Here is a 24,159-nt window from a genome sequence, read left to right as displayed (position 1 = left end):
ACGGCAATGTCATGTTTGTTCCACTCGCTCGACAAGAACCGGAGGTTTCCGGGATACACAGCGAGCGTTCCTGGCCTCCCATATCATCTTCGGGAGAGCTGAGGGGTTTGCCGTCACCCGTCATCACTACCATTGCATCGTGGGCCCGGTGCAAACGCGGGTCCTGCGGTGAACGTGCCAGACTTGTCTACCTTATCAGAGATCGTCGCCGGCACCGAACCTCACCGAGCATCCTGACGGTGGTGTTGGTCTCGTGGACGCTTCTGGCCCTTGCTTAGTCTTGACTTGTGACGTCGTCGTGCTTGTCGTGGTTCTCGTGGTCGTTCTGTTCCGACTGCGCGGTCGGTACAGTCTTGTCCCTCGTGGTCGTTGTGGAAGTCTCAGCTTGTCGTGGCGCACTGGGATGACCGCGAAGAATATCGCGGATCACCGGTAGCCGTTCGGAGAGGGAACGTTCCACGCCGTTGGTTGTTGGATGGTAGTACTCCCGGTTTCTCAACGTGTCGGGCAGGTACTGCTGGGTGGCGATGCTGTGCGGGGCGTCGTGGGCGTACCGGTAGCCAACACCGTGTCCGAGTGCCTTGGCTCCGGGGTAGTGACTATCGCGCAGGTGGGTTGGCACGACCCCGGAGCGACCCGCGCGGACATCGGCGATGGCCTCGTTAATGCCTTGATAGGCCCGATTGGATTTGGGCGCGGTCGCCAGATGGACGACGGCTTCAGCCAGGATGATCCGCCCTTCGGGCATCCCGATCAACTGCACCGCTTGAGCGGCTGCGACCGCAGTTTGCAAAGCGGTTGGGTCAGCCATCCCAACGTCCTCGGAAGCCAGAATAATCAGCCGACGGGCAATGAACCGGGGGTCCTCACCGGCTTCAATCATGCGCGCCAGATAATGTAGCCCCGCATCCACATCCGAGCCCCGAATGGATTTAATGAACGCCGAGATCACGTCGTAGTGCTGGTCGCCGTCTTTATCGTAACGTAGCACCGCCCGGTCCATCGCCTGGGCTGCATCTTCTTCGGTGATCACCGGCACGCTGGGTTGCTCACCCTGTTCGGAGGTGGCAGAGGACTCCGGGGCGTGGTCGAGTGCCACCCCGGCGGAAGCCTCCAGCGTGGTCAGTGCGCGACGGGCGTCCCCGGACGCCATACGCACCAGGTAGTCCAGGGCTTGGTCGGACAGTGACACGGCGGAATTCAGACCGCGTTCATCGCTGACGGCTCGGGTGATCAGCCCGGAGATATCGTCGTCAGTCAACGGCTGCAAGGTCAATAACAGGGACCGAGATAATAAGGGGGCAACCACGGAGAAGGAGGGGTTCTCGGTGGTTGCTGCCACCAGCACCACCCAGCGGTTCTCGACCCCCGGTAGCAACGCATCTTGTTGGGCCTTATTGAACCGGTGAATCTCGTCGAGAAACAACACTGTGGTCCGACCGTAGAGATCTCGATCGTTCAGAGCTTGGTCCATGACCCGCCGCACGTCTTTGACACCCGAAGAAATCGCCGATAACTCCACGAACTTCCGTCCTTCGCCCCGGGCAATGACATGCGCCAGCGTGGTTTTGCCGGTTCCAGGAGGACCGTAGAGAATCACCGAGGCTGGTCCGGCGGCACGTCCCCCGGTGCTGGGTTCTCCCCCGGCCAGATTCCGTAGTGGCGAGCCCGGGGTCAACAGGTGCTGTTGTCCAACGACTTCGTCGATGGTTCGCGGTCGCATCCGCACCGCCAGTGGCGCTTGGGCTCCCCCAGCTCGATGAGTGTCGATTCCTGCCGGAGCCTGATCACCGGCATCATCGTGCATCGAACTAAACAAATCAGCCATGGTCTTCATTCTAGTAAGCGCCCGCCAACGACTGGGTACACTGTGCGCTATGCGCGCAGTGGTTCAAGTTGCTTCACAGGCCCAGGTCACCGTCGGCGAGGAGGTTATTGGACACTTGCACCAACCAGGGCTGGTAGTCCTGCTCGGTATCAACACCACAGACACCGAGCAGGACGCGACCGCTGTCGCGACAAAGCTCTTCGGGCTACGGATCTTGGAGGGGGAAACGTCGGCGGAATCAACCGGTGCACCCTTGTTGGTCATTTCTCAATTCACCCTCTATGGGGATGTCCGCAAGGGCCGTCGCCCCTCCTGGTCGGCGGCAGCCCGCCCCGAGGTATCCAAACCGCTGTATGACTATTTTGTCTCGACGTTACGGGACCTGGGGGCCGATGTGCAGACCGGTGAGTTCGGGGCGAAGATGGAGGTCTCCTTAACCAATTCCGGGCCGTTCACGATCGTGATTGACTCTGATGACCTCAAGGGCCCCCGCCGTGGGTAAACCCCCGTTACTTTTTAAGTGTCACTGTTTTCCGGCAGGATGTGCAGTGTAGGTAGCCGGGTGGTTCACGTGCGCGAGTGGGCGAGCCCCCTAAACCGTCGCCACTGTGCTGAATCTTGGACACGGACCAAGTTGAACGGATCGTCGGATTTCGCGCCTGCACGCAATCGTGGTCGCTGTCAGATCAGTTCCGTCTTTCCCCGACCGTACTGGTCCGGTGTTGTCCCGACCTGTACGAATCCCTGCCGAGAGAAGAAGGTCCGGACGTCATGGGGAGCCACATTCAATAGTGCCTCTCCTGCGCCACGGCGCCTGGCCGACGGGTCAACAATCAGGGGGCTGATCTTGGCAGTACCGTGGCGCTTGATCACGAGGTTGATTTAACCCAGCGGGCGACCTCCGGGTTCTAGTCTGGCGACATATCCCAGTTGGACGAGAGAGTTGAGGCCGTTGAAGTCTTGTCCGTTTGAACGGTGGTCCTCGATCAGGCGAGTGAGATGCGCGTCGTGATCGCCGTCGTAGTGAGGTTCCAGAGTGCTGACGAACAAGCCACGGAGAGCGTCAAAGTCACTCTCCTGAGGCTGTTCGACGAAGAAGTCATCGGTCATGACCTTGCCACCTTCCTGCGCTGACCGGTAGGCGACTGCGGTGCTGACGAGCCACCGCTCAGCGCTTCTGTGTGTTGTACTCGAACCGAAGCTATCACGGGCGTGATATATAGCACGAGTGTGACACACCGTACCGCCCCGATCCAAGCCATCGCCACCCGACCCCCGTGGCTACGACGTTGGAGCGGGGAATCGGCTCGAACGACGCTGCGGCTCAACGCCGCCACCAGTGCCTGGGTTCCATCATTTGTCACGACCGTGATACCGTAGTGGCCCATGAGCTACCTCGAAGCACAGTCGGTGAGCTACACGCTGGCCGACGGTCGGCCCCTGCTCCGCGATGTCTCGTTCCGTGTCGGCCCTCGGGAGAGAGTGGCGGTGATTGGAGCGAATGGAGCAGGCAAGACGACACTGTTACGCATCATCACAGGCGAGATCACTCCCGAGGCGGGGGCAGTCTCCCGCAATGGCTCGATTGGAGTGATGCGCCAGTTCGTCGTTTCCGGGACGGTCCAAGAATTGCTACTGTCGGTGGCTCCTCCGCCCTTGCAGGAAGCCGCCGCAGAACTACGTCGTGCCGAACAAGCGGTTGCCACTACAGACGATATTGATCGGCAGATGGAATACGCATCCGCTCTGGCCGCTTGGGGCGAGAAGGGTGGTTACGATCTCGAAGTTCTTTGGGATGCGTGCGCCACAGATTCCCTGGGCTTGCCATTCGAGAAGTGTTGGGACCGTCCGGTGACAACGTTATCGGGCGGTGAGCAGAAGCGCCTCATTCTTAACGCGCTCCTTCGTGGCCCTGATGAGATTCTTCTCCTCGATGAACCAGACAACTTCCTCGACGTCCCAGGCAAACGCTGGCTTGAAAACCAGTTGGTCGAATGTAATAAGAGCGTGCTCTATATCAGCCATGACCGCGAACTTCTCGCAAACACTGCCACGAGTATCGTCACTCTCGAGCTGGGCAGCGCAGGTAACACCGCATGGGTTCACTCTGGCGGCTTCAGCGGATATCAGAAGGCACGCACGCAGCGGTTTGAAAGGCTGGACGAACTGCGGCGTCGATGGGATGACGAGCATGCAAAGTTACGTTCGCTTGTTCAGATGTATAAGCAGAAGGCGGCCTATAACTCAGATATGACCTCCCGGTACAGGGCGGCGCAGACTCGGTTGGCCAGGTTCGAACAGGCTGGTCCGCCTGAGGCGCAACCACGGGAGCAAAAACTTGCGATACGTCTACATGGAGGCAGGACGGGCAAGAAGGCTCTGACGTGTGAGCAACTCGAACTCACCGGACTCGTCCGGCCCTTCGACTTCCAAGCTTGGTACGGTGACCGCATTGCCGTTCTCGGCAAGAACGGATCTGGAAAGTCGCACTTCCTTCGTCTGCTAGCAGCCGGCGGCGATGACCCCACCCCTGAACACGAACCTGTATCCGAGATGCAGATTGATCCAGTGACGCACGACGGTACCGCGCGTCTAGGCGCCCGAGTCCGTCCGGGCTGGTTCGCTCAAACACATGGACGCCCCGACCTTCGCGGCCGTAGTCTGCTCTCGATACTGCATCGTGGTGACGAGCACCGGCGTGGAATGCCGCGAGAAGAGTCGTCCCGAGTGCTAGCTCGTTACGAGCTCGCCCGTTCCGCCGAGCAGAACTTCGATTCCCTGTCTGGGGGGCAACAAGCTCGCTTCCAGATCCTTTTGCTCGAACTTGGCGGTGCGACAATGTTGCTTCTCGACGAGCCGACTGACAATCTCGACTTGGAGTCAGCGGAGGCCCTTCAACGAGCGCTCAGAGCCTATGACGGGACAGTTCTTGCCGTGACCCATGACCGTTGGTTTGCCCGAGATTTCGATCGCTTCTTGGTCTTCGCCAAGGACGGACAGACGTACGAAACCGACCATCCTGTATGGGACGAATCTGTCAAAAGGAAATGAGGATGAAAACACATGCCTGCACGCATAGACGCAGAGGAACGCCGCCAGTATGTCATCGATGCTGCATTTCGGTTGATCGTAGCAGAGGGCCTTGAAGGACTTACCCTAAGGAAGGTGGCAGCTGAAGCGGACCTCAATATAGGGTCGGTACGGCACTTTTTTGATGGCCATGAAGACCTACTGACGGCTGCAGCTCACGAAGCCGGAAACCGGATGGGACAGCGACTCATGCACCATCCGGTCGAGCAGTTGAGGGGCCTCGAAGGTGAGGAGGCTCTAACTTCCTTGCAAGATCTCCTGGAACAAGTTCTCCCTGTCGATGAACCGCGGAGGATGGAGGCGATCGTTGTCCTTGAACTCATACGTGCCTCAAGAACACAGACAGTATTTGCATCATCCGCTGCACAGATGGCAAGCGATCTTCATGACATTATTGCTGCGGCACTAGCCTGCCTCGAAGTGCCCAACCCCAGCGCGGCAGCCCGGCAAGTTTCGGCCCTTGTTGGTGGCCTGACACTTGACACCGTCACGCCTCATGGAGCTCTCACAGTTTATCAACTGCGTTCGACTCTACGGAACGCGTTGCGCAATCTTCTTAATGCAGAAAGGTAGCCTGATGCCTGCATGGCTCTTCGCCCTGCTCGCCACAGGATTTGTACTATATACGGATGACTATGTCATCGCCGGAATTCTACCTGAACTCGCCGCTGATCTGGGGGTGAGTGAATCCCATGCGGGACAGCTCATTACCGCATTTTCGCTGACCGTAGCTATAGTGGCGCCTTTGGCGGCAGTCGTCTTGGCAAAAGTGCCGCGGCGACGACTATTTACTGTCGGTCTATGCTTGTTCATTCTCGCAAATGGTCTGGCTGTAATTGTACCGTCATACCCCCTCCTCCTGGTTTTGAGGGTGGTAGCCGCTGTGGCTGCGGCTGGGATGACTCCTGCCGTGTTCGCCTTTGCCGCGGAGCGGGCTCCTGCAGATAAGACCGGTCGCTACATCGCTATTGTGTCCCTGGGAGTGACCGGTTCTATTGCTGCCGGTGTCCCGATTGGGACGTGGATCGGCGGACATCTTGGATGGCGTGCATGCTTTGCCACCATGGCCGTCGCAGGGCTGATAGTCCTTCTTGCACTCTTGCCTACGCTACCGCGTGAAGATGGCGAACGGGAGGTGCCACTCCTTCGGGATCAGCTCCGGACGCTAAGTGCCGGACCTATCTCGTTCGGCTTGCTTGCGAACTGTGCGCTGATGACTGGGTCCATGATGATGTTGACCTACCTTGCCCCCTACCTCGATGCCACGAGCTCAGCTGGAGTTGATGAACGGGCATTGGCATTTAGCCTGTCGGGTATAGCTGGCATCCTCGGGATTTGGTTGGGTGGTATCGCAACGGACAGATGGGGCCCTGACCGGACCCTGAGTATCGGAATCGGCGGCATCATCGTCACGATGGTCATCTTGTGGCTTCTATGGATGGGACGACCGGCACCGATTCCTGCGGTTATCTGCGTTGTGACAGTGTGGGGCGGTTTGGCGTTCTGGAATTCGCCAGCCATCCAAGCTCGCTTGTACATGTTGGCCGGGCCAGTAGCACCCCAGGCTCTAGCACTGAACACCTCAGGTACCTATCTCGGTGTATCAATTGGGGCCGCTGTTGGAGGTATTGCGCTTACAACTGGCGGCGCCGGAGCTTTGCCTTTGACGGCAGCGAGTTTTGGACTGATTGCATTGATCTTGATAGCGATTGCACGTTACCTGGCAGGCGCACGTTCTCGAGAGCGTCATTAACTGGTTGCTTTGAATGTCCCGCTTGCCATACGGACCATCCGGTTTTGCAGAAGATGCGCCTGCGACGACGAGTCCGCACTTTACCAACAAATTACTGGCGGTGGGGAGAACCAAAAATGATGCTCCCCATCGCCACCCCGACCGCGATACCACCTAAGAATGAGGAACAGACCATGACGCTACGGCTTTTCACCTCGTAATCAGTGACCGAAGGCCACCCGGACAAGATCTGCGACCAGATCAGCGACAGCATCCTTGACGCACTGATCACCCAAGACGCCCACTCACGCACTGCCATGAAAACGCTGGTCACCACCGGTCTGGTCCACGTCGCCGGGGAGATTCGCACCAGCGGACACGCCGACATCGCCGCTCTCACGTCGGGCTCCGGCCTCCTGGATCCCGCCTCGGTCAGATAGCACTGGTACATGCGGATCACGCGGGCGTGTATCTCGTCATCGCACTCCCGTGGTGCTGAGGTGAGAAACATTCTCTTCCGTGTCGGCTCACGCCCTCCGACAGCCTCAAGGCCTCCAGGTATGATGTTCTCAGGCCACCGTGGCCTTGTCGCCGGCAACGGCGACAGGTATGGCATGCGAGAGAGGGCTGTTGACGCCCATGGCGAAGGCTTCTACGAAGCGTCCAAAGCGCTTGGCCCCGGAACCCGGCACAGGACGCGACGCGACCAAGGAGCGGCTCATACAGACCGCCTATCGTGCGTTCCTGCGTAACGGTTACTTGAACACAACGATAAAAGGTATTTGCACAAGTGCCGGCTATACAAGGGGGCATTTTACTCAAATTTCCAATCGAAGGAAGAGCTCTTTGAAACGATCTACTTCCAAGCAAACCGGTGGCAGACCGAACAAATTCAGCGAGCGGTTCATACCGCTATAGACGCTTCTCAAAAGAAAAGGTCTGCTGAATCGGCTGATCTGGCCTCCATCATCTGCACCGCCCTTCGAACCCTCAACTTCGGCACTGGTGATGAAGTGCAGTGGTTTGGAATGGTCACGGAACTACGGGGAGCCAGCGTGCACGATCAAGCCTCCCGTAAGGTCTTGATTAAGGCGCAAGACGATCTGTACGGTCAGCTGGAAAGCATACTCAATTACGTACAGAACCAGACCGGTTCGACACTCGCCCTACCTGTCCGTGATGTGGTTGTACTGGCGGTAGGTCTGTATGAGCGGCAACTCAGCAGCAATCCGCCGATGCCCGGCCAGACCCACGCGGTAAACGCCGTAGACTCGCTCGAACGTCTCCTGAGGGCGATTACGATAGACTCAGGCCGTGGCAGGAAGCATTGACACTACATCCTTGATGTTTGTCCTCGGAAAATCAGGTACTCGACTCCGAAATGTAGAGTCGTCGATCGTGTAGTCACTCTCGAACTGGTACATCATTTCGCGCTGTTCGCGTGCGGCGGTGCTGAGAACGCCGGCCATGGCGAGAACGTTTCTTCCTAGAACTGCTGGTTTAACGGATCGTCCCATAATAGACGACAGTTCGTGCGATAAGTCGTTGGCTGAGAACGCGGTGATCGCTGGCATATGAAGTGTTAGCGTAGACCGGAGATCTGAATCGAGGCACACTTCAGCCAGCCCGCGAGCAACATCGCGAGGCAGTGCGAAAGAGTGCAAGTTGTCGGGTCTTCCGAACCACCTGAAAGTTCTTTTTCTTTTCATGACGACCTCCTCAAGAGAACTCCACGGCATCACCGTGGTTTCACTTCCAGGGCCGAGGAAATCTGCCGATCGACAAATGACAACATCATGACCTTTCGCACGTGCCTGAGAAAGGATCTCCGTGCCCTTGAGCCTGGCAGATCCTTTCTCGCTGCAGGGAGCCATCGGTTGTGACTCAGATATCGGCGATTCAGCCCGGCCATAGACATAGAGGTTGTCGAGAAAGGTGAGTGGAGTCTGACGGCTTTCGGTCGACGACACGATGGAGCGAACCAGCCCTGGCCACTCTTGGTTCCATATGCGCGCCCGATAAGGCAAGCCGACTGTTGCGATAACGTCCGTACAATCGGCAAGTGCTGGCTCTAGCTGGATGGGTTCATATGAGGAGATCTCCCGGCAGGAGACCCCTCCAGCGGAAGGAGCATCACTTCGCCGGCGCGAGATGGCGGCGACTCGAACACCACGTTGGGTCAGCGTACTCACAACGAGGCGTCCGATTTGTCCACTCGCACCTATCACCGCGACCCGGCGTTCGTCGGTCACTGTCTATTCTCCTTTGATTCTGTAGCTACTCCGACACAGTAGATCCTTGAATCCCCGGTGGCGGTCGAGTGGCTAAAATGACTTGTGTTCATGAAAACTAGTTGTGCTTCCCCGTGAGGTTGTGAACACGGACTGAGGGGGCTGGGCCTCCGATGGCGGTGTGGGTTCGATGATGATTGTACTCATGTAGGAAGGCCTGGTAGGAGGCCGCACGTTCTGATTCGCTAGCGTAGGCGCATTCGGTCATCAGGGTTCGGTTGAACCGCTCGACTTTGCCGTTGGTTTGTGGCCTGTAGGGCTTGGTGCGCTTGTGTTTGACTCCCTCGCCGAGGGCTTTGCGGAATTCCTTAGAGCGGTAGCATGAACCATTATCGGTCATCACCGCGGTGACCTCGACGCCGATGCCGGCGAAGAAGGCCCTAGCGCGTTTCCAGAACCCAGCGGCGGTGTGCTTGCGCTCATCGTTGAGGATCTCGGAGTAGACCACCCGGGAGTGATCATCCACCGCGTGGTGCAAGTACCGGTAGCCCCTGCCCGCAGAGGCTCCCTCAGCAGCGGCCTTCTGCGTCTTAGCCAGGGCCTTCAGCGCCTGGGGTGATCCTCTGCCATGGACTCGCCAGCCCCCACCGTCAGGGATCCGGCCCAGCTTCTTGATGTCCATGTGCACCAGCTCACCGGGTGCGGATGCTTCATACCGGTTCGGGGCCGCACGGCGCACCGGCAGCCCAGTGGCCTGGTCAATGCATTCCAACCTGGGCATCCGGTACCGCTGAAGCACCCGGCCCACGGTGGCGCGAGGGATACCCAGGTGAGCGCTAATCCGGTGAGGCCCCCCACTGGCGGATGAATCGCAACGCGATGACCCTGCGCTCGGTGCGCTGTGGCAACCTTCGGGGACTATGGTGAGGGCGACTGGAGCGGTCCTGGAATCCGTGGCCGGCCCGGTGGCGGGTCACCCATTTCGAGACCGTGGCCGCAGAGACCTGGAATCGCTCTGCGACTCGGCGCTGGGGCCATCCCTGATCGAAAACCAGGGCTACGATGCGTCGCCTTCCCTCCGGGGCCAGCGGTGATCTACGGTGAACCATAGGAGACCTCCGTATCTGATGGTGAGTTGTGGTAACCCACATCGATATCGGAGGTCTCCGCTTAAGTCACGGACCGTTCACAACGTGTCGAGGAACTACAATTGCCATTGCCCAACACCTTGGGATTCAGATGCCGTATGAACCGTCCTGGGTTTTGTTCCGTCCTGAAATGAGAGGATGGAATAAAACCCAGGACGGTTCACAACTCGCCGCCACCTACCCCGACCGAATCAACCCCTAACCTCTAAACCCAACCCCGTACACAACAAACCTGACAAGCCCATCGAAGCCCGCGTCATCGCCTGGCTCGCCGGAGAATCCACCACAGTCGAAGCGTTCCTGAGGGCAAGGAGCTCTACTGAGAAACCGCCTCCCGCATATTCGGTGTCCCCGTCGACAAACACGGAGCCAACAGTGAGCTGCGCCAAAAAGGAAAGATCGCAGTGCTCGCCTGTGGTTATCAAGGCGGTGTTGGTGCGCTGAAAGCTATGGGAGCCTTGCGCATGGGCCTGGCCGAGTCCGAGCTGCAACCGTTGGTGGATGCGTGGCGGGACGCCAACCCCAACATCGTCCAACTCTGGACTGATGTCAACGCCGCCGCCATCGAGGCAATCAGCACTAGCCAGCCTGTCAAGATTGGTCCGCTGACGTTCGCCGTCGAACACTGGCTGTTCACCCACCTACCCTCAGGGAGGCAACTGGCCTATGCGCGGCCACGGTTGAGTGAGAACCGGTTCGGCGGCACCGCCATCATCTATGACGGCATCACCAAGGGCCGCAAGCGGGGCAAGCTCAAGACCTGTGGCGGGAAACTCATCGAGAACATCGTCCAAGCCATCGCCCGCGACCCGCTCACCCACGCCATGCACCATGTCGAGGCTACAGGGCACGAGATCGTGATGCACATCCACGACAAAATCGTCATCGAAAACCGCAGATACGACCGTTGGAGACATCTGCCACCTCTGCCCACCACCCCAGCTTGGTCCAAGGGATTACCACTGGCCGCAGATGGCTACGAGTGCGCCTTCTATAGGAAAGACTAAGTGACCAACTTCTCATAATCGCCTCAACCTCGGTCACCTCCACACCAATCACGCTGTAACACAATCTCTGATTACGAGGCACTATTCAGAGGGCATGACGCTCCTCTATGACCAAGCACCTACACGCACTCACGTCAACCCGTTCCCCTGTCCGGTATGACGGTCTCGGTGCGGGTCATGTCAGAAGGCAGAGGCTATCGCTACCCCTTGCGCGCGGTCGTCGCCGGTGATGGTGGCCGTGTAATTGAGCGTATTCCACGGCATCCGATTTGACTATCCCTGCGTCAGAGCACCTCATCTTGTTGGATTGCGAGATTCTGAACTGCAAGCAAGCTTAGCGCAAGAGCCATACTTCCTACCGTTGCCGTCCATGGAACCCACGGTGGAGCGTTCAATGACATGGCAACGGCGTTTCCAAATAGAACGATGAGAATCACAGCGGTGACGATGCTCGACACAGTTGACCTACGGCGCACGCCGATGAACCCGGCGATCGTGATAGCACTCAGTGTGAGCAGAGTGATGCAGGCAACCATAGTGAGCGTCGCGGACCAAGTTCGCGCAGTCACATGCGCATCGGACACGGGTATGAACGACTCAAAAGTCAAGAAAACTGCTGTACTGAGCACGAAGCCGACCGCCGCGCTGCCTCCGATGGCGAGAGCATAAGCGGTGTTCTTAGCGAGGAAAAGAGGGCTACGCCCGCCGGGGTATGAGTACAGCTGGATCCGTCGGTTGCCAATGTAATCCGAGACAATGAAACGCTGGTAGACAACCGTCCCGTAAATGACGACGACACAGAAAGCGACGGTGAGTGCAAGCGTAATTACAGCGGCAGGTTCTCGTAGCATCGCGCTGTCGGAGCTGTCGTCGAACCGACCGACGAAAGTAAAGAAGTACAGTCCCATTAGTGTTGAGCAGGCTACTGTTGCTCCGAAGCGCGGAATGACCCGCACGTATCGGGATAGCTCGAGTCGAAGGAAGTGGTTCATCGTCCTGCCTCCGCAATGCTTGATCTGTAGAACTCTTCGAGACTGCCATCGTTCCTGTCCAGGATGCTGGTCAAATCCTGCTTTGCTCCAAGGCGCCCATCTGTGAGTACAGCAACGGTGTGTGCCGTTTGTTCAATCTCGGTGAGTACGTGGCTAGACATGAGCACCGTCACGCCTTCTGCGGCCAGTCTGGTGATCAGGTCACGCAGGTCAGAAATGCCAGTCGGGTCAAGGCCGTTCGCGGGCTCGTCGAGGATTAGCAGGGTGGGCCGATGACTGATCGCTCGAGCTATAGCGAGACGCTGTTTCATGCCGAGTGAGAACGAGGCGACAGGCGATCTGGCGGCCGCAGTGAGGCCGACCAGTGCGAGCAGCTCGTCGATTGGCCGGTGATCGATTAGGCCGAGAAGATCGAAGTGTAGCTGGAGAACTTGCTCGGCGGTGGCACCGTTTCGGAACTCTGGTGCTTCGATGCTCGTACCGATTCGCGCCAGGAGTGCATCGCGCGAGTCGCAATCAAGCATCCGTCCGGTCACGACAATGGCGCCCGAGGAAGGGAAGGCCAGGCCTGCGATCAGTTTGAAGAGAGTGGTTTTCCCAGCCCCGTTCGGTCCGATGATGGCGCAGATCTCACCGGGGTGAAGCGTGATGCTGCACCCGGTGAGGATGTCCCGGCCATCGATCGATTTCATGACACCGGTGAGTTCGAGCGTCGGAGTGGTGTTTGTCATGGTCAGCTCCTTTTCCGGAGGGCCAAATAGGCCACGGTGTAGGCGGCAACAGCCCAACTAACCGCAGCGACGAGGTTCAGCAGTTGGGGGTCACCGGCACGGAAAGTGGCCTCTCGGATGAGATTACCGATTGGCGCGAACGGAAGGAACTGATGCATTGTGACCGCCCATTCCGGAAGGCGCTCGGCTGGGAATGTGATCGGAGTGAACAACAGACCGCCGATCATGATGATCTGCGTTACTAGGGACGTGGCGTTGAGGGGCAGCCAGAACGCGATGGCATACCCGATGCTCACCATCGTGAACTGCGCGCCGAGCACGGCGGCGACGGTGAGCGCATCGACCTGGATGTCAACCCCGAATCGGAAGGCCGCTGCGAGCATGCCGACCGCGATTCCGGGAAGGGCTGCAAGGCTCCAAACCGCAGCATCGGCGAGGAGAATCGCCGAGCGGGGAACCGGGAGTGTCCGTTGGTAGTCGAGGAGGCCTTCCTGCTTCGAAGAGCCTGTGATTTGCGGAGCGAGGACGCATCCGACCGCAATGATGCCGAGGGTCCAGGCACCGGAGGACAGATAGCGGGCAGCTTCGCTATCGATGTCGGGGATGAGTAAGGCCAGGCCGTATATGACCGCGACGGCAAACAGTGCCTGGACCGCAGTGAAAACAGGGAGTAGATATTTATGGCGGAGCAAGCTCCAACGCACGAGACCGGTCCAGCTACGGAACCACCCGAGTTTGCGAGGCAACCTAACGGTCTGAGTAGACGCGTTATTAACGGACATTAGTGATCCCTTCATACAGCGATTCCAGGGATGCCGGTGCGAGCACGTAACTGTCTACGTTTCCGGCCTCAACCTGTTCGAGGACCCAAGCCACGGCGCCGGGAATATGCTTGGGTTCGAGGTCGAGTCGAAGTTGCCCGTCGTCGATTGGATGAACCCGCGAGGCTGATGGGGTCTTTGTGAGGTCGGCGCGGGATCGGACGGAAACGCTGAGGCTGGTTGTTTGCGCCTGCTGCGATAGCTGCCTCGGGGTGCTGTCAATCAGCACCTGGCCGTTCTGAAGCAGTACGTAGCGGTCGGCGGTCCGTTGCACTTCGAGCAGATTATGAGTGACGACGATGATAATGTGTCCCGCGTTAGCGAGTTGGCGCAGGTTCCGCCAGATCAGGGGACGTCGCGTCGGGTCGACATCGTTGGTTGGCTCGTCGATGAGCAGGACAGGTGGAGGCGCGATCACGGCCATCGCGTATGAGGTCAGGCGGCGCAGTCCGCCAGACAATTTTTCACCTCCGACATTCTGCCACGGTGTGATGTCGAGCTCGTTTATGAGAGCGCTGGCCTCGCAGCGTGCATCTCTCGCCGAAAGGCCCCGCAGTCTGCCGATGGATGTGATCGCCTGGCGGGGTGTGACTCCAGTTAGAGGAGCGTGCATCTGCGGCATCATCGAGGCGATGCGCCGAGCCAGATCCGGGTTTTTCGCGAGCGATTCTGTGCCGTAGCGGATATCGCCGGAGGTAGGCTTGGCCGTGCCGACGATTTGGTTGAGAAGGGTAGTCTTGCCTGCCCCGTTGTGTCCGATGAGCGCGATCAGCTCTCCGGGGTGGAACGTGAGACTGATGGCGTCATTCGCCGCGACAGCTCCTCGCTGGAACGTCTTGGTGATCGCCTCCAGCAGGAGTGGTTGGCTGGGAGGGGTCGAGCTTAACATATTTCACATACTATTGGTATCTGCAATGTGAATCAATGGTGACGCGACCTCCGGGGTGTGCCGGGGGTGCTGTCTAATAGAATGGAGTTTATGGTTCGGATGACACGCGTTCAGCAACGGCAACGCAACAGAGTGCTATTGCTTGAGGCGGGTGAGCGTATCTTCGCTGCGCGTGGCGTGGAGGGTGCTTCTCTTGATGATGTGGCCTTAGAAGCCGGTCTAACTAAGGGGGCGGTCTATTCAAACTTCCGTAACAAGGGTGATTTGATCCTGGAGGTAATCCGGTATCGTCAGACACTCTCGCAGGAAGCTCAGGACTTCCACGCGATCCTTGATCGCGCTACTGACGACCGCGAGCGCCTAGAGGCTTGGTGCGATGCTTGGATACTGACAGCCAGGAGCGGTGATCGCTCCAGCTATGTCCGCCTACTGTTTGACTTCATTCCCTACGCCCTGCGGGACGAGCAGTTGACCGCACGGTTTCTGGAGTTCATCTCGCCTGCCGACGATATCTCAATTGCGGAGTCGCCGATCCCATCCGATAGCACCTTCGCTCGCATCCCGGTTGGAGATCAGTTCCGCATCCTGACGGCGCTCGATCTAGGATTATCCGCTCTGGGGCTGTTCGATCCGGACAACGTCAAGCCCGAGCTGTACAAGACGGCTGTGCTCTCGCTCGCCCACACGCTCTACGACGCAAGTACGGAGTCAGAGTACTCCCAACAGCCGCAGAATGGCGGGCACGAGCCAGATCGCCAGTAGGGCGAGCTCAGCCAATGCGCCAACTGCCACCAACGCAAGCCATAGCCAAGGCGTTATGGGTGCAGATGTCCAGAGCCGGGCCGTGAGTAACTTCCTAGTGACGGTGTCGATCGTGGGGGCATCGAGCAACATCTTTGCCATGTGACGACCATCGCAATTTCGATGGAATCTGAACTGCCACACGAGGCGCACGACCATCACTGCAACGGCGACGGTCGCGATCCACGAGCCTGTCAGGGCACGCCAGGCAAGCGCCGTCGTTAGGAATGCGAAGTCGACTACCACGCCTGCAGCAACCGCTGATAGACGTGGTGACAATGGCCACGCCCAGACGTGCGTGAGATTGGTGGTGGCGGCCGCCTGAAGTACGCGCATTCGCACGGTACCTCCTGGGCGCACGAACCTGCGCCCGAAGCCGATGTGCGCAAGCTCATGCGGCACGGCCGTGGTGATCGCTACGGCGAGCGCCACGGCAATCACGAGCAGCGGATGCGAGCCTGCGGAGATGACGTCCGCGCCGGTGGGAATGCCGCCTTGGAGCAGGAGCACGATTGCGGAGGGGCAGAGCGCTACTCCGGCCACCCACAGCGTCGCACGCGCGACCTTCCACCTCCCACTAACGGGCGCGGCAGGAGGTTGCCGGACCTCCTCAGAGAAGTCGCACATGAATCCCGCATCTGACAACGTGGCGGCTAGCGGGGCGATGATGGAGGCATGATCGTCCTGTGCTCGGAGTGCGTGTGCGACGGGCTCGCTGACTACAAGCGGTTCCGAGCCGTCGGCGACGACCACCCACATGCCGTCGCGGAGCTTCCGCCCCCGGACTGGCTTCAGACGTATGGCCTGCTCTGTCGGTTCGGCCATTGTCAGATCTGCTGGAGATAGTGGCCGAAGACTTCCCAGGTGGCGGGATCGCCAGTGCCACACGTTGGGCAGTCGTCTGGAAGGCGTGGCCACGATGGATGTGCGAAAGCCGAGCCATCCTCAAAGTTCACTTCCACCTGCAGAAGGGAATGATTATTACACGATGTGATGTTTCCTGCTTTCCTCGGTTTCATTGGGCCTGAGGACAAAGCGCTGTGGCGCACCCTGCTGGCGAACCTGACCGGGGATGCGGCCTGGCGCACCCCACCGGTGAAAGCCTGCGCATAAAACCAGCACCCAGAAAACCTGGCGGCACAAGTGCTGTATATCTCGGAAAAACAGTGCCTGACGAGAGATTTTATGGCTAGATATGTGCACGCACCTATGGCTGTATAGACATGACCGAATACACGCCAAGAACAAAGGATGGATACGATGCGCACAATCGGAGCACTTGATGAGCAAATCGAGACTCGCCAGGAGAAGAATCTGATGGCGATTGTCTCGGGCTATAAGGACACCCTGGAAGCAGGCAACGAACTAGTCGATCTCACCCGCGAGGTCTTCGACCATGAAGTCCCCACCCTACTAGACGAGTTACGCGAGTTGGAGATCACCGAGTTCACGATCTCCGCCCCGCAGACCAACACCACGACCATCATCTGGCAGCTCGTGGAACGCCGGGCCAGGCTCAACGGCCTGATACAGGTGAAATCCCGCTCGAAGAACTGGACCACCGGGCAGCAGGACCTTCTGCCAGCCTGGCACCTCAGCGTCAACCAACGACGCCTCGTTACTTTTTAGGTGTCGCTGTTTTCCGGCAGGATGTGCGGTGTAGGTTACCGGGTGGTTCCGGCATGATGTTTGCCCCCAGTCATTGATGATCCAGGGGTGTTGTCACCGGAACCGGTCTGGTTCGTTCGGATCGCTACTACAAGCACGCTGTGATCATGGTGGCACTGTGTAACGTGGATGTGAACGCAGGAACCATCGGTGACCTGGTCGTGTACTGGACTGAACCACAGAAACTGGCCGATAAAACTCCACCTGTTTCGTGGCATCGACATCGGCCAGACCGACCATCATGCCACCACTGTCACACCCGATGGCACGGTGGTACATGACAAATCACTGCCACCATCTGAACCGAGGATTCAGGAACTGCTGAAAGATCTTGTGGCCCAACACGCTAAGCCGTGGGTGGTCGTGGATCAGCCCAAGACTATCGGCACATTGGTGATTGCCGTTGCGCAACAGCGTGGGATTCAGATGCCGTATGTGCCTGGATTAACCATGCGCCGGGTAGCCGATTTGCATCCGGGCCAGGCCAGAACGGATGCTCGAGACGCCGACATTATCGCTGAAACAGCAGGCACCATGCCCCATACGCTACGCGGTATGGCTGTAGCTGAACAGCACCTTGCCGAACTGCCGCACAACTGACCCAGGTGCGCAATCGCTTGCCAGACCTGCTGACCCAGATCCATCCCTCGCTGGAGACAGTACTAGGACCTCGACTCGCTCATCCAGCGGTGGTGGATCTGCTGGGCCGGTATCCCACCCCAGCAGCCCTCCAACGGGCTGGGCGTGGTCATGTCAGAACCAGGCTGAACAAACTCGCGCCCCGTATCCCGATTCGACTCAGCGACGAGATCTTGGCAGCACTCACCGAACAAACCACCGTCGTGAAAGGAACCAGAGTCGCTGAACATATTATCGGGCGCTTGGCTACCCAACTTCAGCAGCTCACCCAACAACGACTCGACATCGAAACTGAGATCCTGTCAGTAGTTGATGCGTAGCGACTTACCGACTTCCTGACATCCATGCCCGGCGTAGGGATCAGGACACCAGCACGCATCCTCACCGAAGTGGTGGGCAAAGACTTTAAATCCGCAGCAGACCTGGCCGCGTATGCTGGCATCGCACCCGTCACTGGCCAATCGGGGACTTCGACCCGCGGCCAAGCGCCCTGCAGACGTGGCCACAAAGTCCTCAAACGGGCGCTGTTTTTGTTTGCTTTTGCCTCGATCAAAGACGACCCCGCTTCGCGCGCCTACTATGATAAAAACGCGCCGAAACCAAACGTCACAACCAAACCCTCATCGCCCTAGCCCGTCGAAGAACTGACATCCTATTCGCCATACTCAGAAACGGCACCTTCTACGAATCGCGACCAGCCCAACTAACACCAGCGGCTTGACGAAAACGATAGAAGCACCCCCCAGATCCCGTTCCAGCACTCTGCACAGGTGGTCAGATTATTCTGACTTCTCGGATGTCGTGGGCTCCGGTTTGGCATCCACGCCAGCTTCCTTGCGCTGCTGAGCGGTGATCGGCGCCGGAGCCTGGGTGAGCGGGTCGAAACCGTTACCGGTCTTCGGGAAGGCGATCACCTCACGGATTGAGTCGGTTCCGGCCAGCAGGGCCACGATCCGGTCCCACCCGAAGGCAATTCCGCCGTGCGGGGGTGCCCCGTATTGGAAAGCATCCAGCAAGAACCCGAACTTCTCCCGGGCTTCTTCATCGGTAATGCCCATGACGTTAAAGGCACGTTGCTGAACCTCGGGATTGTGGATACGAATCGAGCCACCACCAATTTCATTGCCATTGCAGACAATGTCGTAGGCATAGGCCAATGCCGAGCCCGGGTCGGTGTCGAAAGTGTCCAAAAACTCCGGTTTGGGCGAGGTGAAGGCATGGTGGACCGCTGTCCAGGCGCCGGACCCAACGGCCACATCTCCGGCGGCCACCGCTTCGTCAGCGGGTTCGAACATCGGAGCATCCACAACCCAGACGAATGCCCAGTCTTGGTCGGTTGCGGCGATTTCGGAGGGGTGCTTAATCAAACCGGTGCGGTGACCGATTTCCACCCGAGCTGCCCCCAGTAGCGCACGGGACTCGGTGGGCTTGCCGGCTGCGAAGAAGATGCAGTCCCCGGGCTGGGCGCCGGTGGCATCAGCCAGCCCGGCCTTTTCGTCTTCGGAAATATTCTTCGCGACCGGGCCGGTTAGCTCACCGTCATCCTGAATCAGCACGTAGGCCAACCCCTTGGCACCGCGTTGCTTGGCCCATTCTTGCCAGGCGTCCAGGGTGCGACGCGGCTGGGAAGCGCCACCGGGCATCACCACAGCGCCGACGTAGTCGTTCTGGAACACCCGGAAAGGGGTGTTAGCGAAGTACTCGGTCAGCTCGGTCAGTTCCAAGCCAAAGCGCAAATCCGGCTTGTCCGTCCCGTATGAGGCCATGGCCTCCGCGTAGGTCATCCGCGGAAATGGGGCCGACAGTTCCACCCCGATCAGCGACCATAGCTGGGCAATGATTTTTTCGGCTAACTCGATCACGTCGTCTTCTTCTACGAACGATGCCTCAATATCCAGCTGGGTGAACTCTGGCTGACGGTCGGCGCGGAAGTCCTCGTCGCGGTAGCAACGGGCGATCTGGTAGTAGCGTTCAATACCGCCCACTTGCAAAAGCTGCTTGAACAGTTGCGGGGACTGCGGTAGCGCATACCACGAGCCCGGTGCTAGCCGGGCCGGAACCAAGAAGTCGCGAGCGCCTTCTGGAGTGGAGCGGGTCAGGGTTGGGGTTTCGACCTCATGGAATCCTTCCTCGGCCAGCAACGTGCGTGCCACCCGGTTGACCTCCGAGCGTAGGCGGATAATCCGGGCCGGCTCCGGGCGACGCAGATCCAGGTACCGGTAGCGCAGGCGGGCTTCTTCCCCGACTTCGACGTGCTCATCGATCTGGAAGGGCAACGGGGCGGCGGCATTGAGTACAGTGACCTCCGAGGCAAACAGCTCGACGTCCCCGGAAGTGATGTTCGGATTCTCGTTGCCTTCGGGGCGACGTCGGACCTCGGCGGTAACCTGCAGGACGTATTCGTTGCGCAGGTGATCGAAATCTGCCTCATCGTGGATGACGATCTGGCCCAGCCCCGAGACATCACGCAGATCGACGAAGGCTACCCCTCCGTGATCGCGCCGGCGGGCCACCCAGCCTGCCACGGTGACGGTTTCTCCGATGTTCTCGGCGGTGAGCTCGCCAAGCTGATGAGTGCGCAACACAGTGCAACGACCCCTTAAACGTGTTGTGGTTTGTCTATCTGATGCTCGTGGACACGATCAGCTTTGTATTCTACCGGCTCTGTCTCGTGCCTGGAGCCTGTGGCCTGGAGGCGCGCTGGCCCCTAACGTGTGGCTCGTACCTGAGGGTCCAGGTCGTCGGCCGGTGGCATCCAGGTGGTGGGATCAGCTGGGACTTGTTCCCCGGAGCGAAGATCTTTCACCTCGTGGGAGACGCTGCCATCCTCAGCGACCGAGGAGAACCACACGAAGGGGATGCCCCGCTTATCGGCGTATTTGATCTGCTTACCGAATTTCTCGGCCGAGACCGCGACCTCGGTGCTAATGCCACGCTCACGCAACTGTTGAGCGGTATCCAGTGCGGTGTCCCAGTCCTGATCGTGGGTCAGCGCCACCAGCACACAGCTGGGTACCGAGCGCGAGGCTTCGGCCATGGTCTGCGACAGGATACGCATCACCAGGCGAGTCACGCCGATGGATAGCCCCACACCGGGGAAACTGCGCTTGCCTTTGGTGGCCAGCGAGTCGTAGCGACCACCAGAGCAAATTGACCCGAGTTGTTCGTGACCGACCAGCACGGTTTCATACACCGTACCGGTGTAGTAGTCCAAACCACGGGCAATGGATAAGTCCGCCACGGCGGTGCCCGGAACCCGGCGGTGGAGCTGATCGATGACCTCGGCCAGCTCGGTCAGACCTTCCTCCAGCAGTTCGTGTTCCACGCCGAGAGCACGAACTTGATCAACGAATCCGGTGTCTTCGGTGCGAATCTGGGCCAAGGCCAGGGCTTGTTCGGCCTGTTGAGCGGTGGCCCCAACTTCATCCTGCAGCGCTTCGGCAACCTTCTCAGCACCGATTTTTTCTAGCTTGTCAATATTGCGCAACACGCCCTCAGTGTCGTCCAACCCAATCCCACGGTAAAAGCCTTCGGCGAGTTTGCGATTATTAATCCGAATGGTGAACTCGCCAATGGGAAGTTTACTGAGAGCTTCGGCCATCACGAGGGCGACGTCGATGTCGTAGCGGAAACCCAGCTGACCGTCGCCGACCACATCGATATCGGCCTGGGTGAATTCACGGGCACGACCTTCTTGGGGGCGTTCACCCCGCCAGACTTTCTGAATTTGGTAGCGGCGGAACGGGAAGTGCAAATATCCGGCGTTTTCGGTGACGTACCGGGCGAAGGGAACGGTGAGGTCGAAATGTAAGGCCAGGCGGTTGGGGTCGTCGCTGGCTTGGTCTTCATCACCTTGCAAGCGTGATACCGCGTAGACCTCTTTGTCGATCTCTCCCTTACGTAACAGGGTACCGAGAGTTTCCACAGCACGAGTTTCAATATTGGTGAACCCATGGAGCCGGAAGACCTCGGTCAATGTCTGTAACACATGCAATTCCACCATGCGTTCAGCTGGTAACCATTCGTTGAAGCCAGAGAGGGAGCTCTTCCGTGCCATAGTGTGTTGCGTTCTCCAGGGGTCGATTGCGGTGATGCCGCTGGGATGTCATTTCGGCATCGATTCACTGAATACCATGCCATTCTATGCCTATCGGGGTAGGCTATTTGTGACCATGTGTGCCGATTCTCCATTTTATGGAGGCAGGCACACCCGGCCAATACCAGGAGAGTTTTAGCGGTGACTAACGGTCAAGAATCCGACAACCCACAACCCGTCCCGTCCGATGCCGAACAGACCAGCCCGGCGACAGAAAGCCAGACTGTGGACCAACAGTCCGCCGATGGTACTGAGGTCCAGGAAGCCGCTGAGGCCCAGGAACAGGACGTGTTGGCATCCACGGTAGCTACCGAATCGGCTCCCGAGCCGACGCCGGCCCCCAAACCCAGCGCTCTGGCTCCCAAACCGGGGACTCCGCTGACAGTACCGGCCACGGCGACGCCGAAGACTCCGGTTGCTCCGGCCGTGCCGGACTTCCACACGGATCTGGCACAGGCGCGCCCGTTCGCTGATGTCGCCGAGGACGGCACCGTGTTCTTGATCGATGGTGACGACCGGCTCGAAGTAGGTCAGGTCACCGATGCCACTGAAGACCAAGCGCTGGCCTACTTCGTGCGCAAATACGATGACGTGATGGCACAGTTGCTCCTGCTGGAGCAACGCTTGTCCACCGATACCGCCACCAACGAGCTGACGAAGACGCTGAAGCCTCTAGCCGATGCCGTGGAGGCTCGTGGCATGGTCGGTGATATGTCAGCGTTGCGGGAGAAGGTTGCACAGCTTTCCACCGCCCTCGAGAATCGGCGCGAGCGGGAAAAGCAGGCCCGGGCCGAGGCCTTGGAAGAACAGCGCCAGCAGCGTGAAGCAGTGGTCAACGAAGCCGAGGAACTGGCTGCACAAGATCCCCAACAGATTCACTGGAAGAAGACCTCCAACCGGATGAAGGAGCTCTTTGAGAGCTGGCGGGAACTCCAGAAATCCGGCCCGCGGTTATCCAAAGACGTCGAAGATGCACTGTGGAAGCGGTTCCGTTCGGCTCGGAATCGGTTCGATAAGGCGCGCCGGGCCTTTTTCTCGGAACTGGATAGCAAGAATGCTGAGGCCAAGAAGGTCAAGGAGAAGCTGATCAGTGAGGCTGAAGAGCTACAGCATTCCACGGATTGGGCTCGCACCACGCAGAAGTACCGTGATCTGATGACGGCGTGGAAGAAAGCTCCGCGGGCGGCGCGCAAGGAAGACGATGCGCTGTGGGCTCGTTTCCGCGCCGCTCAGGACGTGTTCTTCGGTGCTCGTCAGGCCGCTCACGACGAGATCGATCGCGAATTCCAGCAGAATCTTCAGGTCAAGGAACAAATCCTGGAGGAAGGTCGCAGCCTTCTGCCCTTTACCGATGTCGAGAAAGCCCGGGCTACCATGAATGATCTACGCACTCGGTGGGATGAGGCCGGAAAGGTTCCGCGCAAGGATATCTCGCGCATGGATGCTGGCTTCCGCGAACTTGAAGACGCGTTGCAACAGATCGAGGATGACCACTGGTCACGAACCAACCCGGAAACTAAGGCACGCACCAATTCTGCCCTGGCCCAGCTCGAAGAAACCATCGCTCAACTGGAGACAGAATTGGCACAAGCCCAAGAAGCCGGCGATGAACGCAAGATTGCTGAGAAGCAAGAAGCACTGGACGCCCGCCGGGCTTGGTTGCAAGCGGTCCAAGCCTCGGCCGAGTAACTGCACGATCGATCGTCTCGACGAGGTCGTTAATGAAGACCTCGGGGCTAGCTGTCCACAGCGGGAACACCCGCCTCAGCTACCAAGTACTGGCTGTCCACAATGGTGTCCTGAGTATTTTTCCCGGTGCCACCTCGTGACATTCTGGAGGCATGCCTCAGCCAGACACTTCGTCCTCGATCCCGGTTCCCACCACCCGCCAACGTCTCGACCGTGCGGTAAGTCGCTTAATTCATCCCGACGCACCGTTGAGCCCAGGCGAATTGCAGGCTTTGCAGTTACGTGGCGTGATCCGTGAACAAGTTGGCGGGAGCTTCATCAAGACCGAACATCCCGATAGCGTGTTGCAACGAGCAGTAGCCGCCTATTGCTTTGGTGCCAACTTATTTACCGGACGTTGGGCGCTATCTCATTCCACCGCAGCCTGGATTCATCTCTCAGGCCCTGCACCAGCGGATTTTCAGGCGGTCAGTGGTCACCCTCGACGGATGTCGCGGTCGAAGACGCGTGGCATCCAGGTCACGATGCGCAAAATCGAGTACATGCAGGCTGTGGAGACTAGCCTCCACCACGGGCTCATTTTGAGTCTGGGTCCGATCCTGTTTACCAGTGTGGAACAAACGATCATCGACCTGTTGCGCTTCTTTCCGGGAAATCACCAGCTCCGCACCGTCAGCGAGCTCTTACCGCACTGTGATGAGGCTCGGCTGGCCCGAACGCTGGCGTCACAGCGTCATCTGGCGGGGATGGAGACCGCGATAGCCCGTTATGGTCAGCTCGTCCAGCCAGCAGCCTAG

General features: G+C 58.8%; 21 protein-coding genes and 3 pseudogenes. 13 read left to right on the top strand and 11 right to left on the bottom strand.

Annotated elements, in window-relative coordinates; all coding sequences use genetic code 11:
- Positions 1-274: 274 nt before the first annotated feature.
- Positions 275-1,828 (bottom strand): replication-associated recombination protein A, encoded by a 1,554-nt coding sequence (locus DCC25_RS02535; protein ID WP_110100498.1) that lies wholly within the window; start codon positions 1,826-1,828, stop codon positions 275-277.
- A 49-nt stretch (positions 1,829-1,877) separates the two neighbouring features.
- Between DCC25_RS02535 and dtd the strand changes: the two genes are divergently transcribed.
- Positions 1,878-2,330 (top strand): D-aminoacyl-tRNA deacylase, encoded by a 453-nt coding sequence (gene dtd / locus DCC25_RS02530; protein ID WP_110100497.1) that lies wholly within the window; start codon positions 1,878-1,880, stop codon positions 2,328-2,330.
- A gap of 380 nt (positions 2,331-2,710) precedes the next feature.
- On the opposite strand, the gene DCC25_RS02525 is transcribed toward dtd, so the two are convergent.
- Positions 2,711-2,938, bottom strand: a complete 228-nt coding sequence (locus DCC25_RS02525; protein ID WP_110100496.1) for a hypothetical protein — start codon at positions 2,936-2,938, stop codon at positions 2,711-2,713.
- Between the two features lie 276 nt (positions 2,939-3,214).
- Here DCC25_RS02525 and DCC25_RS02520 point away from each other — a divergent pair, with 276 nt between their 5' ends.
- The 5 genes and pseudogenes from DCC25_RS02520 (at position 3,215) to DCC25_RS02500 (ending at position 7,981) form a co-directional block, all read left to right on the top strand.
- Positions 3,215-4,879, top strand: coding sequence for an ABC-F family ATP-binding cassette domain-containing protein (locus DCC25_RS02520; protein WP_110100495.1), 1,665 nt, complete (start codon positions 3,215-3,217; stop codon positions 4,877-4,879).
- 12 nt (positions 4,880-4,891) lie between these two features.
- Complete coding sequence (locus tag DCC25_RS02515; RefSeq protein ID WP_110100494.1) at positions 4,892-5,491, top strand: TetR/AcrR family transcriptional regulator; 600 nt, start codon at positions 4,892-4,894, stop codon at positions 5,489-5,491.
- 4 nt (positions 5,492-5,495) lie between these two features.
- A complete protein-coding gene (locus DCC25_RS02510) occupies positions 5,496-6,671 on the top strand; it encodes an MFS transporter (RefSeq protein WP_110100493.1) in 1,176 nt (391 codons plus the stop codon).
- Positions 6,672-6,874: 203 nt separating this feature from the next.
- Positions 6,875-7,039: pseudogene (locus tag DCC25_RS02505) on the top strand (S-adenosylmethionine synthetase N-terminal domain-containing protein); the annotation flags it as partial.
- Between the two features lie 393 nt (positions 7,040-7,432).
- The gene (locus DCC25_RS02500; RefSeq protein WP_110100492.1) at positions 7,433-7,981 is read left to right on the top strand and encodes a hypothetical protein; all 549 of its coding nucleotides are present in this window, start codon (positions 7,433-7,435) and stop codon (positions 7,979-7,981) included.
- Here DCC25_RS02500 and DCC25_RS02495 read toward each other — a convergent pair.
- Positions 7,958-8,902, bottom strand: coding sequence for an NAD-dependent epimerase/dehydratase family protein (locus DCC25_RS02495; protein ID WP_110100491.1), 945 nt, complete (start codon positions 8,900-8,902; stop codon positions 7,958-7,960). The genes DCC25_RS02500 and DCC25_RS02495 overlap by 24 nt on opposite strands.
- Before the next feature lie 97 nt (positions 8,903-8,999).
- Positions 9,000-9,990, bottom strand: a pseudogene (locus DCC25_RS02490) (IS481 family transposase).
- A 443-nt stretch (positions 9,991-10,433) separates the two neighbouring features.
- Here DCC25_RS02490 and DCC25_RS02485 point away from each other — a divergent pair.
- Positions 10,434-11,036 carry a hypothetical protein gene (locus DCC25_RS02485; RefSeq protein WP_233242780.1) on the top strand — a complete coding sequence of 201 codons (603 nt, stop codon included), beginning with the start codon at positions 10,434-10,436 and terminating at the stop codon, positions 11,034-11,036.
- Between the two features lie 284 nt (positions 11,037-11,320).
- Here DCC25_RS02485 and DCC25_RS02480 read toward each other — a convergent pair whose 3' ends face one another.
- Genes DCC25_RS02480 through DCC25_RS02465 form a run of 4 tightly spaced genes read right to left on the bottom strand, consistent with a single transcriptional unit; the run spans position 11,321 to position 14,469 of the window.
- Positions 11,321-12,028 carry a hypothetical protein gene (locus DCC25_RS02480; protein WP_110100490.1) on the bottom strand — a complete coding sequence of 236 codons (708 nt, stop codon included), beginning with the start codon at positions 12,026-12,028 and terminating at the stop codon, positions 11,321-11,323.
- Positions 12,025-12,759 (bottom strand): ABC transporter ATP-binding protein, encoded by a 735-nt coding sequence (locus DCC25_RS02475; RefSeq protein ID WP_110100489.1) that lies wholly within the window; start codon positions 12,757-12,759, stop codon positions 12,025-12,027. The genes DCC25_RS02480 and DCC25_RS02475 overlap by 4 nt, the downstream gene beginning before the upstream one ends.
- Positions 12,760-12,761: 2 nt before the next feature.
- A complete protein-coding gene (locus DCC25_RS02470; protein WP_110100488.1) occupies positions 12,762-13,541 on the bottom strand; it encodes an ABC transporter permease in 780 nt (259 codons plus the stop codon).
- Positions 13,531-14,469 carry an ABC transporter ATP-binding protein gene (locus DCC25_RS02465; RefSeq protein ID WP_110100487.1) on the bottom strand — a complete coding sequence of 313 codons (939 nt, stop codon included), beginning with the start codon at positions 14,467-14,469 and terminating at the stop codon, positions 13,531-13,533. The genes DCC25_RS02470 and DCC25_RS02465 overlap by 11 nt, the downstream gene beginning before the upstream one ends.
- A gap of 99 nt (positions 14,470-14,568) precedes the next feature.
- On the opposite strand from DCC25_RS02465, the gene DCC25_RS02460 reads away from it, so the two are divergent.
- Complete coding sequence (locus tag DCC25_RS02460; RefSeq protein ID WP_158278409.1) at positions 14,569-15,231, top strand: TetR/AcrR family transcriptional regulator; 663 nt, start codon at positions 14,569-14,571, stop codon at positions 15,229-15,231.
- Here the strand turns inward: DCC25_RS02460 and DCC25_RS02455 are convergent.
- Positions 15,178-16,095 carry a hypothetical protein gene (locus tag DCC25_RS02455; protein WP_110100485.1) on the bottom strand — a complete coding sequence of 306 codons (918 nt, stop codon included), beginning with the start codon at positions 16,093-16,095 and terminating at the stop codon, positions 15,178-15,180. The genes DCC25_RS02460 and DCC25_RS02455 overlap by 54 nt on opposite strands.
- A 165-nt stretch (positions 16,096-16,260) precedes the next feature.
- On the opposite strand from DCC25_RS02455, the gene DCC25_RS11725 reads away from it, so the two are divergent.
- The 3 genes and pseudogenes from DCC25_RS11725 (at position 16,261) to DCC25_RS02445 (ending at position 18,298) form a co-directional block, all read left to right on the top strand.
- Complete coding sequence (locus tag DCC25_RS11725; protein ID WP_255410742.1) at positions 16,261-16,383, top strand: hypothetical protein; 123 nt, start codon at positions 16,261-16,263, stop codon at positions 16,381-16,383.
- Between the two features lie 147 nt (positions 16,384-16,530).
- Positions 16,531-16,899 (top strand): hypothetical protein, encoded by a 369-nt coding sequence (locus tag DCC25_RS02450; RefSeq protein WP_110110310.1) that lies wholly within the window; start codon positions 16,531-16,533, stop codon positions 16,897-16,899.
- 231 nt (positions 16,900-17,130) lie between these two features.
- Positions 17,131-18,298: pseudogene (locus DCC25_RS02445) on the top strand (IS110 family transposase).
- Between the two features lie 58 nt (positions 18,299-18,356).
- Here the strand turns inward: DCC25_RS02445 and aspS are convergent.
- Together aspS and hisS are read right to left on the bottom strand one after the other, a co-directional pair.
- On the bottom strand, positions 18,357-20,162 hold the full coding sequence (gene aspS, locus DCC25_RS02440) for an aspartate--tRNA ligase (RefSeq protein WP_110099681.1): 1,806 nt from the start codon (positions 20,160-20,162) through the stop codon (positions 18,357-18,359).
- 122 nt (positions 20,163-20,284) lie between these two features.
- Positions 20,285-21,634: a histidine--tRNA ligase gene (gene hisS, locus DCC25_RS02435; protein ID WP_110099682.1), complete on the bottom strand. Its 1,350-nt coding sequence runs from the start codon at positions 21,632-21,634 to the stop codon at positions 20,285-20,287.
- Between the two features lie 180 nt (positions 21,635-21,814).
- Between hisS and DCC25_RS02430 the strand changes: the two genes are divergently transcribed.
- Together DCC25_RS02430 and DCC25_RS02425 are read left to right on the top strand one after the other, a co-directional pair.
- Complete coding sequence (locus DCC25_RS02430; RefSeq protein ID WP_233487858.1) at positions 21,815-23,362, top strand: DUF349 domain-containing protein; 1,548 nt, start codon at positions 21,815-21,817, stop codon at positions 23,360-23,362.
- Between the two features lie 152 nt (positions 23,363-23,514).
- Positions 23,515-24,159 (top strand): hypothetical protein, encoded by a 645-nt coding sequence (locus DCC25_RS02425; protein WP_110100483.1) that lies wholly within the window; start codon positions 23,515-23,517, stop codon positions 24,157-24,159.

Origin of the sequence: Auritidibacter sp. NML120636, assembly GCF_003185945.1 — a bacterium.
GTDB classification, from domain to species: domain Bacteria; phylum Actinomycetota; class Actinomycetes; order Actinomycetales; family Micrococcaceae; genus Auritidibacter; species Auritidibacter ignavus.
This window is presented reverse-complemented; position numbering and strand designations above follow the sequence as displayed.

Coding starts and splice junctions, on each gene's coding strand:
- DCC25_RS02535 (WP_110100498.1), bottom strand. CDS start 1,828: ATGGCTGATTTGTTTAGTTCGATGCACGATGATGCCGGTGATCAGGCT.
- dtd (WP_110100497.1), top strand. CDS start 1,878: ATGCGCGCAGTGGTTCAAGTTGCTTCACAGGCCCAGGTCACCGTCGGC.
- DCC25_RS02525 (WP_110100496.1), bottom strand. CDS start 2,938: ATGACCGATGACTTCTTCGTCGAACAGCCTCAGGAGAGTGACTTTGAC.
- DCC25_RS02520 (WP_110100495.1), top strand. CDS start 3,215: ATGAGCTACCTCGAAGCACAGTCGGTGAGCTACACGCTGGCCGACGGT.
- DCC25_RS02515 (WP_110100494.1), top strand. CDS start 4,892: ATGCCTGCACGCATAGACGCAGAGGAACGCCGCCAGTATGTCATCGAT.
- DCC25_RS02510 (WP_110100493.1), top strand. CDS start 5,496: ATGCCTGCATGGCTCTTCGCCCTGCTCGCCACAGGATTTGTACTATAT.
- DCC25_RS02480 (WP_110100490.1), bottom strand. CDS start 12,028: ATGAACCACTTCCTTCGACTCGAGCTATCCCGATACGTGCGGGTCATT.
- DCC25_RS02475 (WP_110100489.1), bottom strand. CDS start 12,759: ATGACAAACACCACTCCGACGCTCGAACTCACCGGTGTCATGAAATCG.
- DCC25_RS02470 (WP_110100488.1), bottom strand. CDS start 13,541: ATGTCCGTTAATAACGCGTCTACTCAGACCGTTAGGTTGCCTCGCAAA.
- DCC25_RS02465 (WP_110100487.1), bottom strand. CDS start 14,469: ATGTTAAGCTCGACCCCTCCCAGCCAACCACTCCTGCTGGAGGCGATC.
- DCC25_RS02460 (WP_158278409.1), top strand. CDS start 14,569: ATGACACGCGTTCAGCAACGGCAACGCAACAGAGTGCTATTGCTTGAG.
- DCC25_RS02455 (WP_110100485.1), bottom strand. CDS start 16,095: ATGGCCGAACCGACAGAGCAGGCCATACGTCTGAAGCCAGTCCGGGGG.
- DCC25_RS02450 (WP_110110310.1), top strand. CDS start 16,531: ATGCGCACAATCGGAGCACTTGATGAGCAAATCGAGACTCGCCAGGAG.
- hisS (WP_110099682.1), bottom strand. CDS start 21,634: ATGGCACGGAAGAGCTCCCTCTCTGGCTTCAACGAATGGTTACCAGCT.
- DCC25_RS02425 (WP_110100483.1), top strand. CDS start 23,515: ATGCCTCAGCCAGACACTTCGTCCTCGATCCCGGTTCCCACCACCCGC.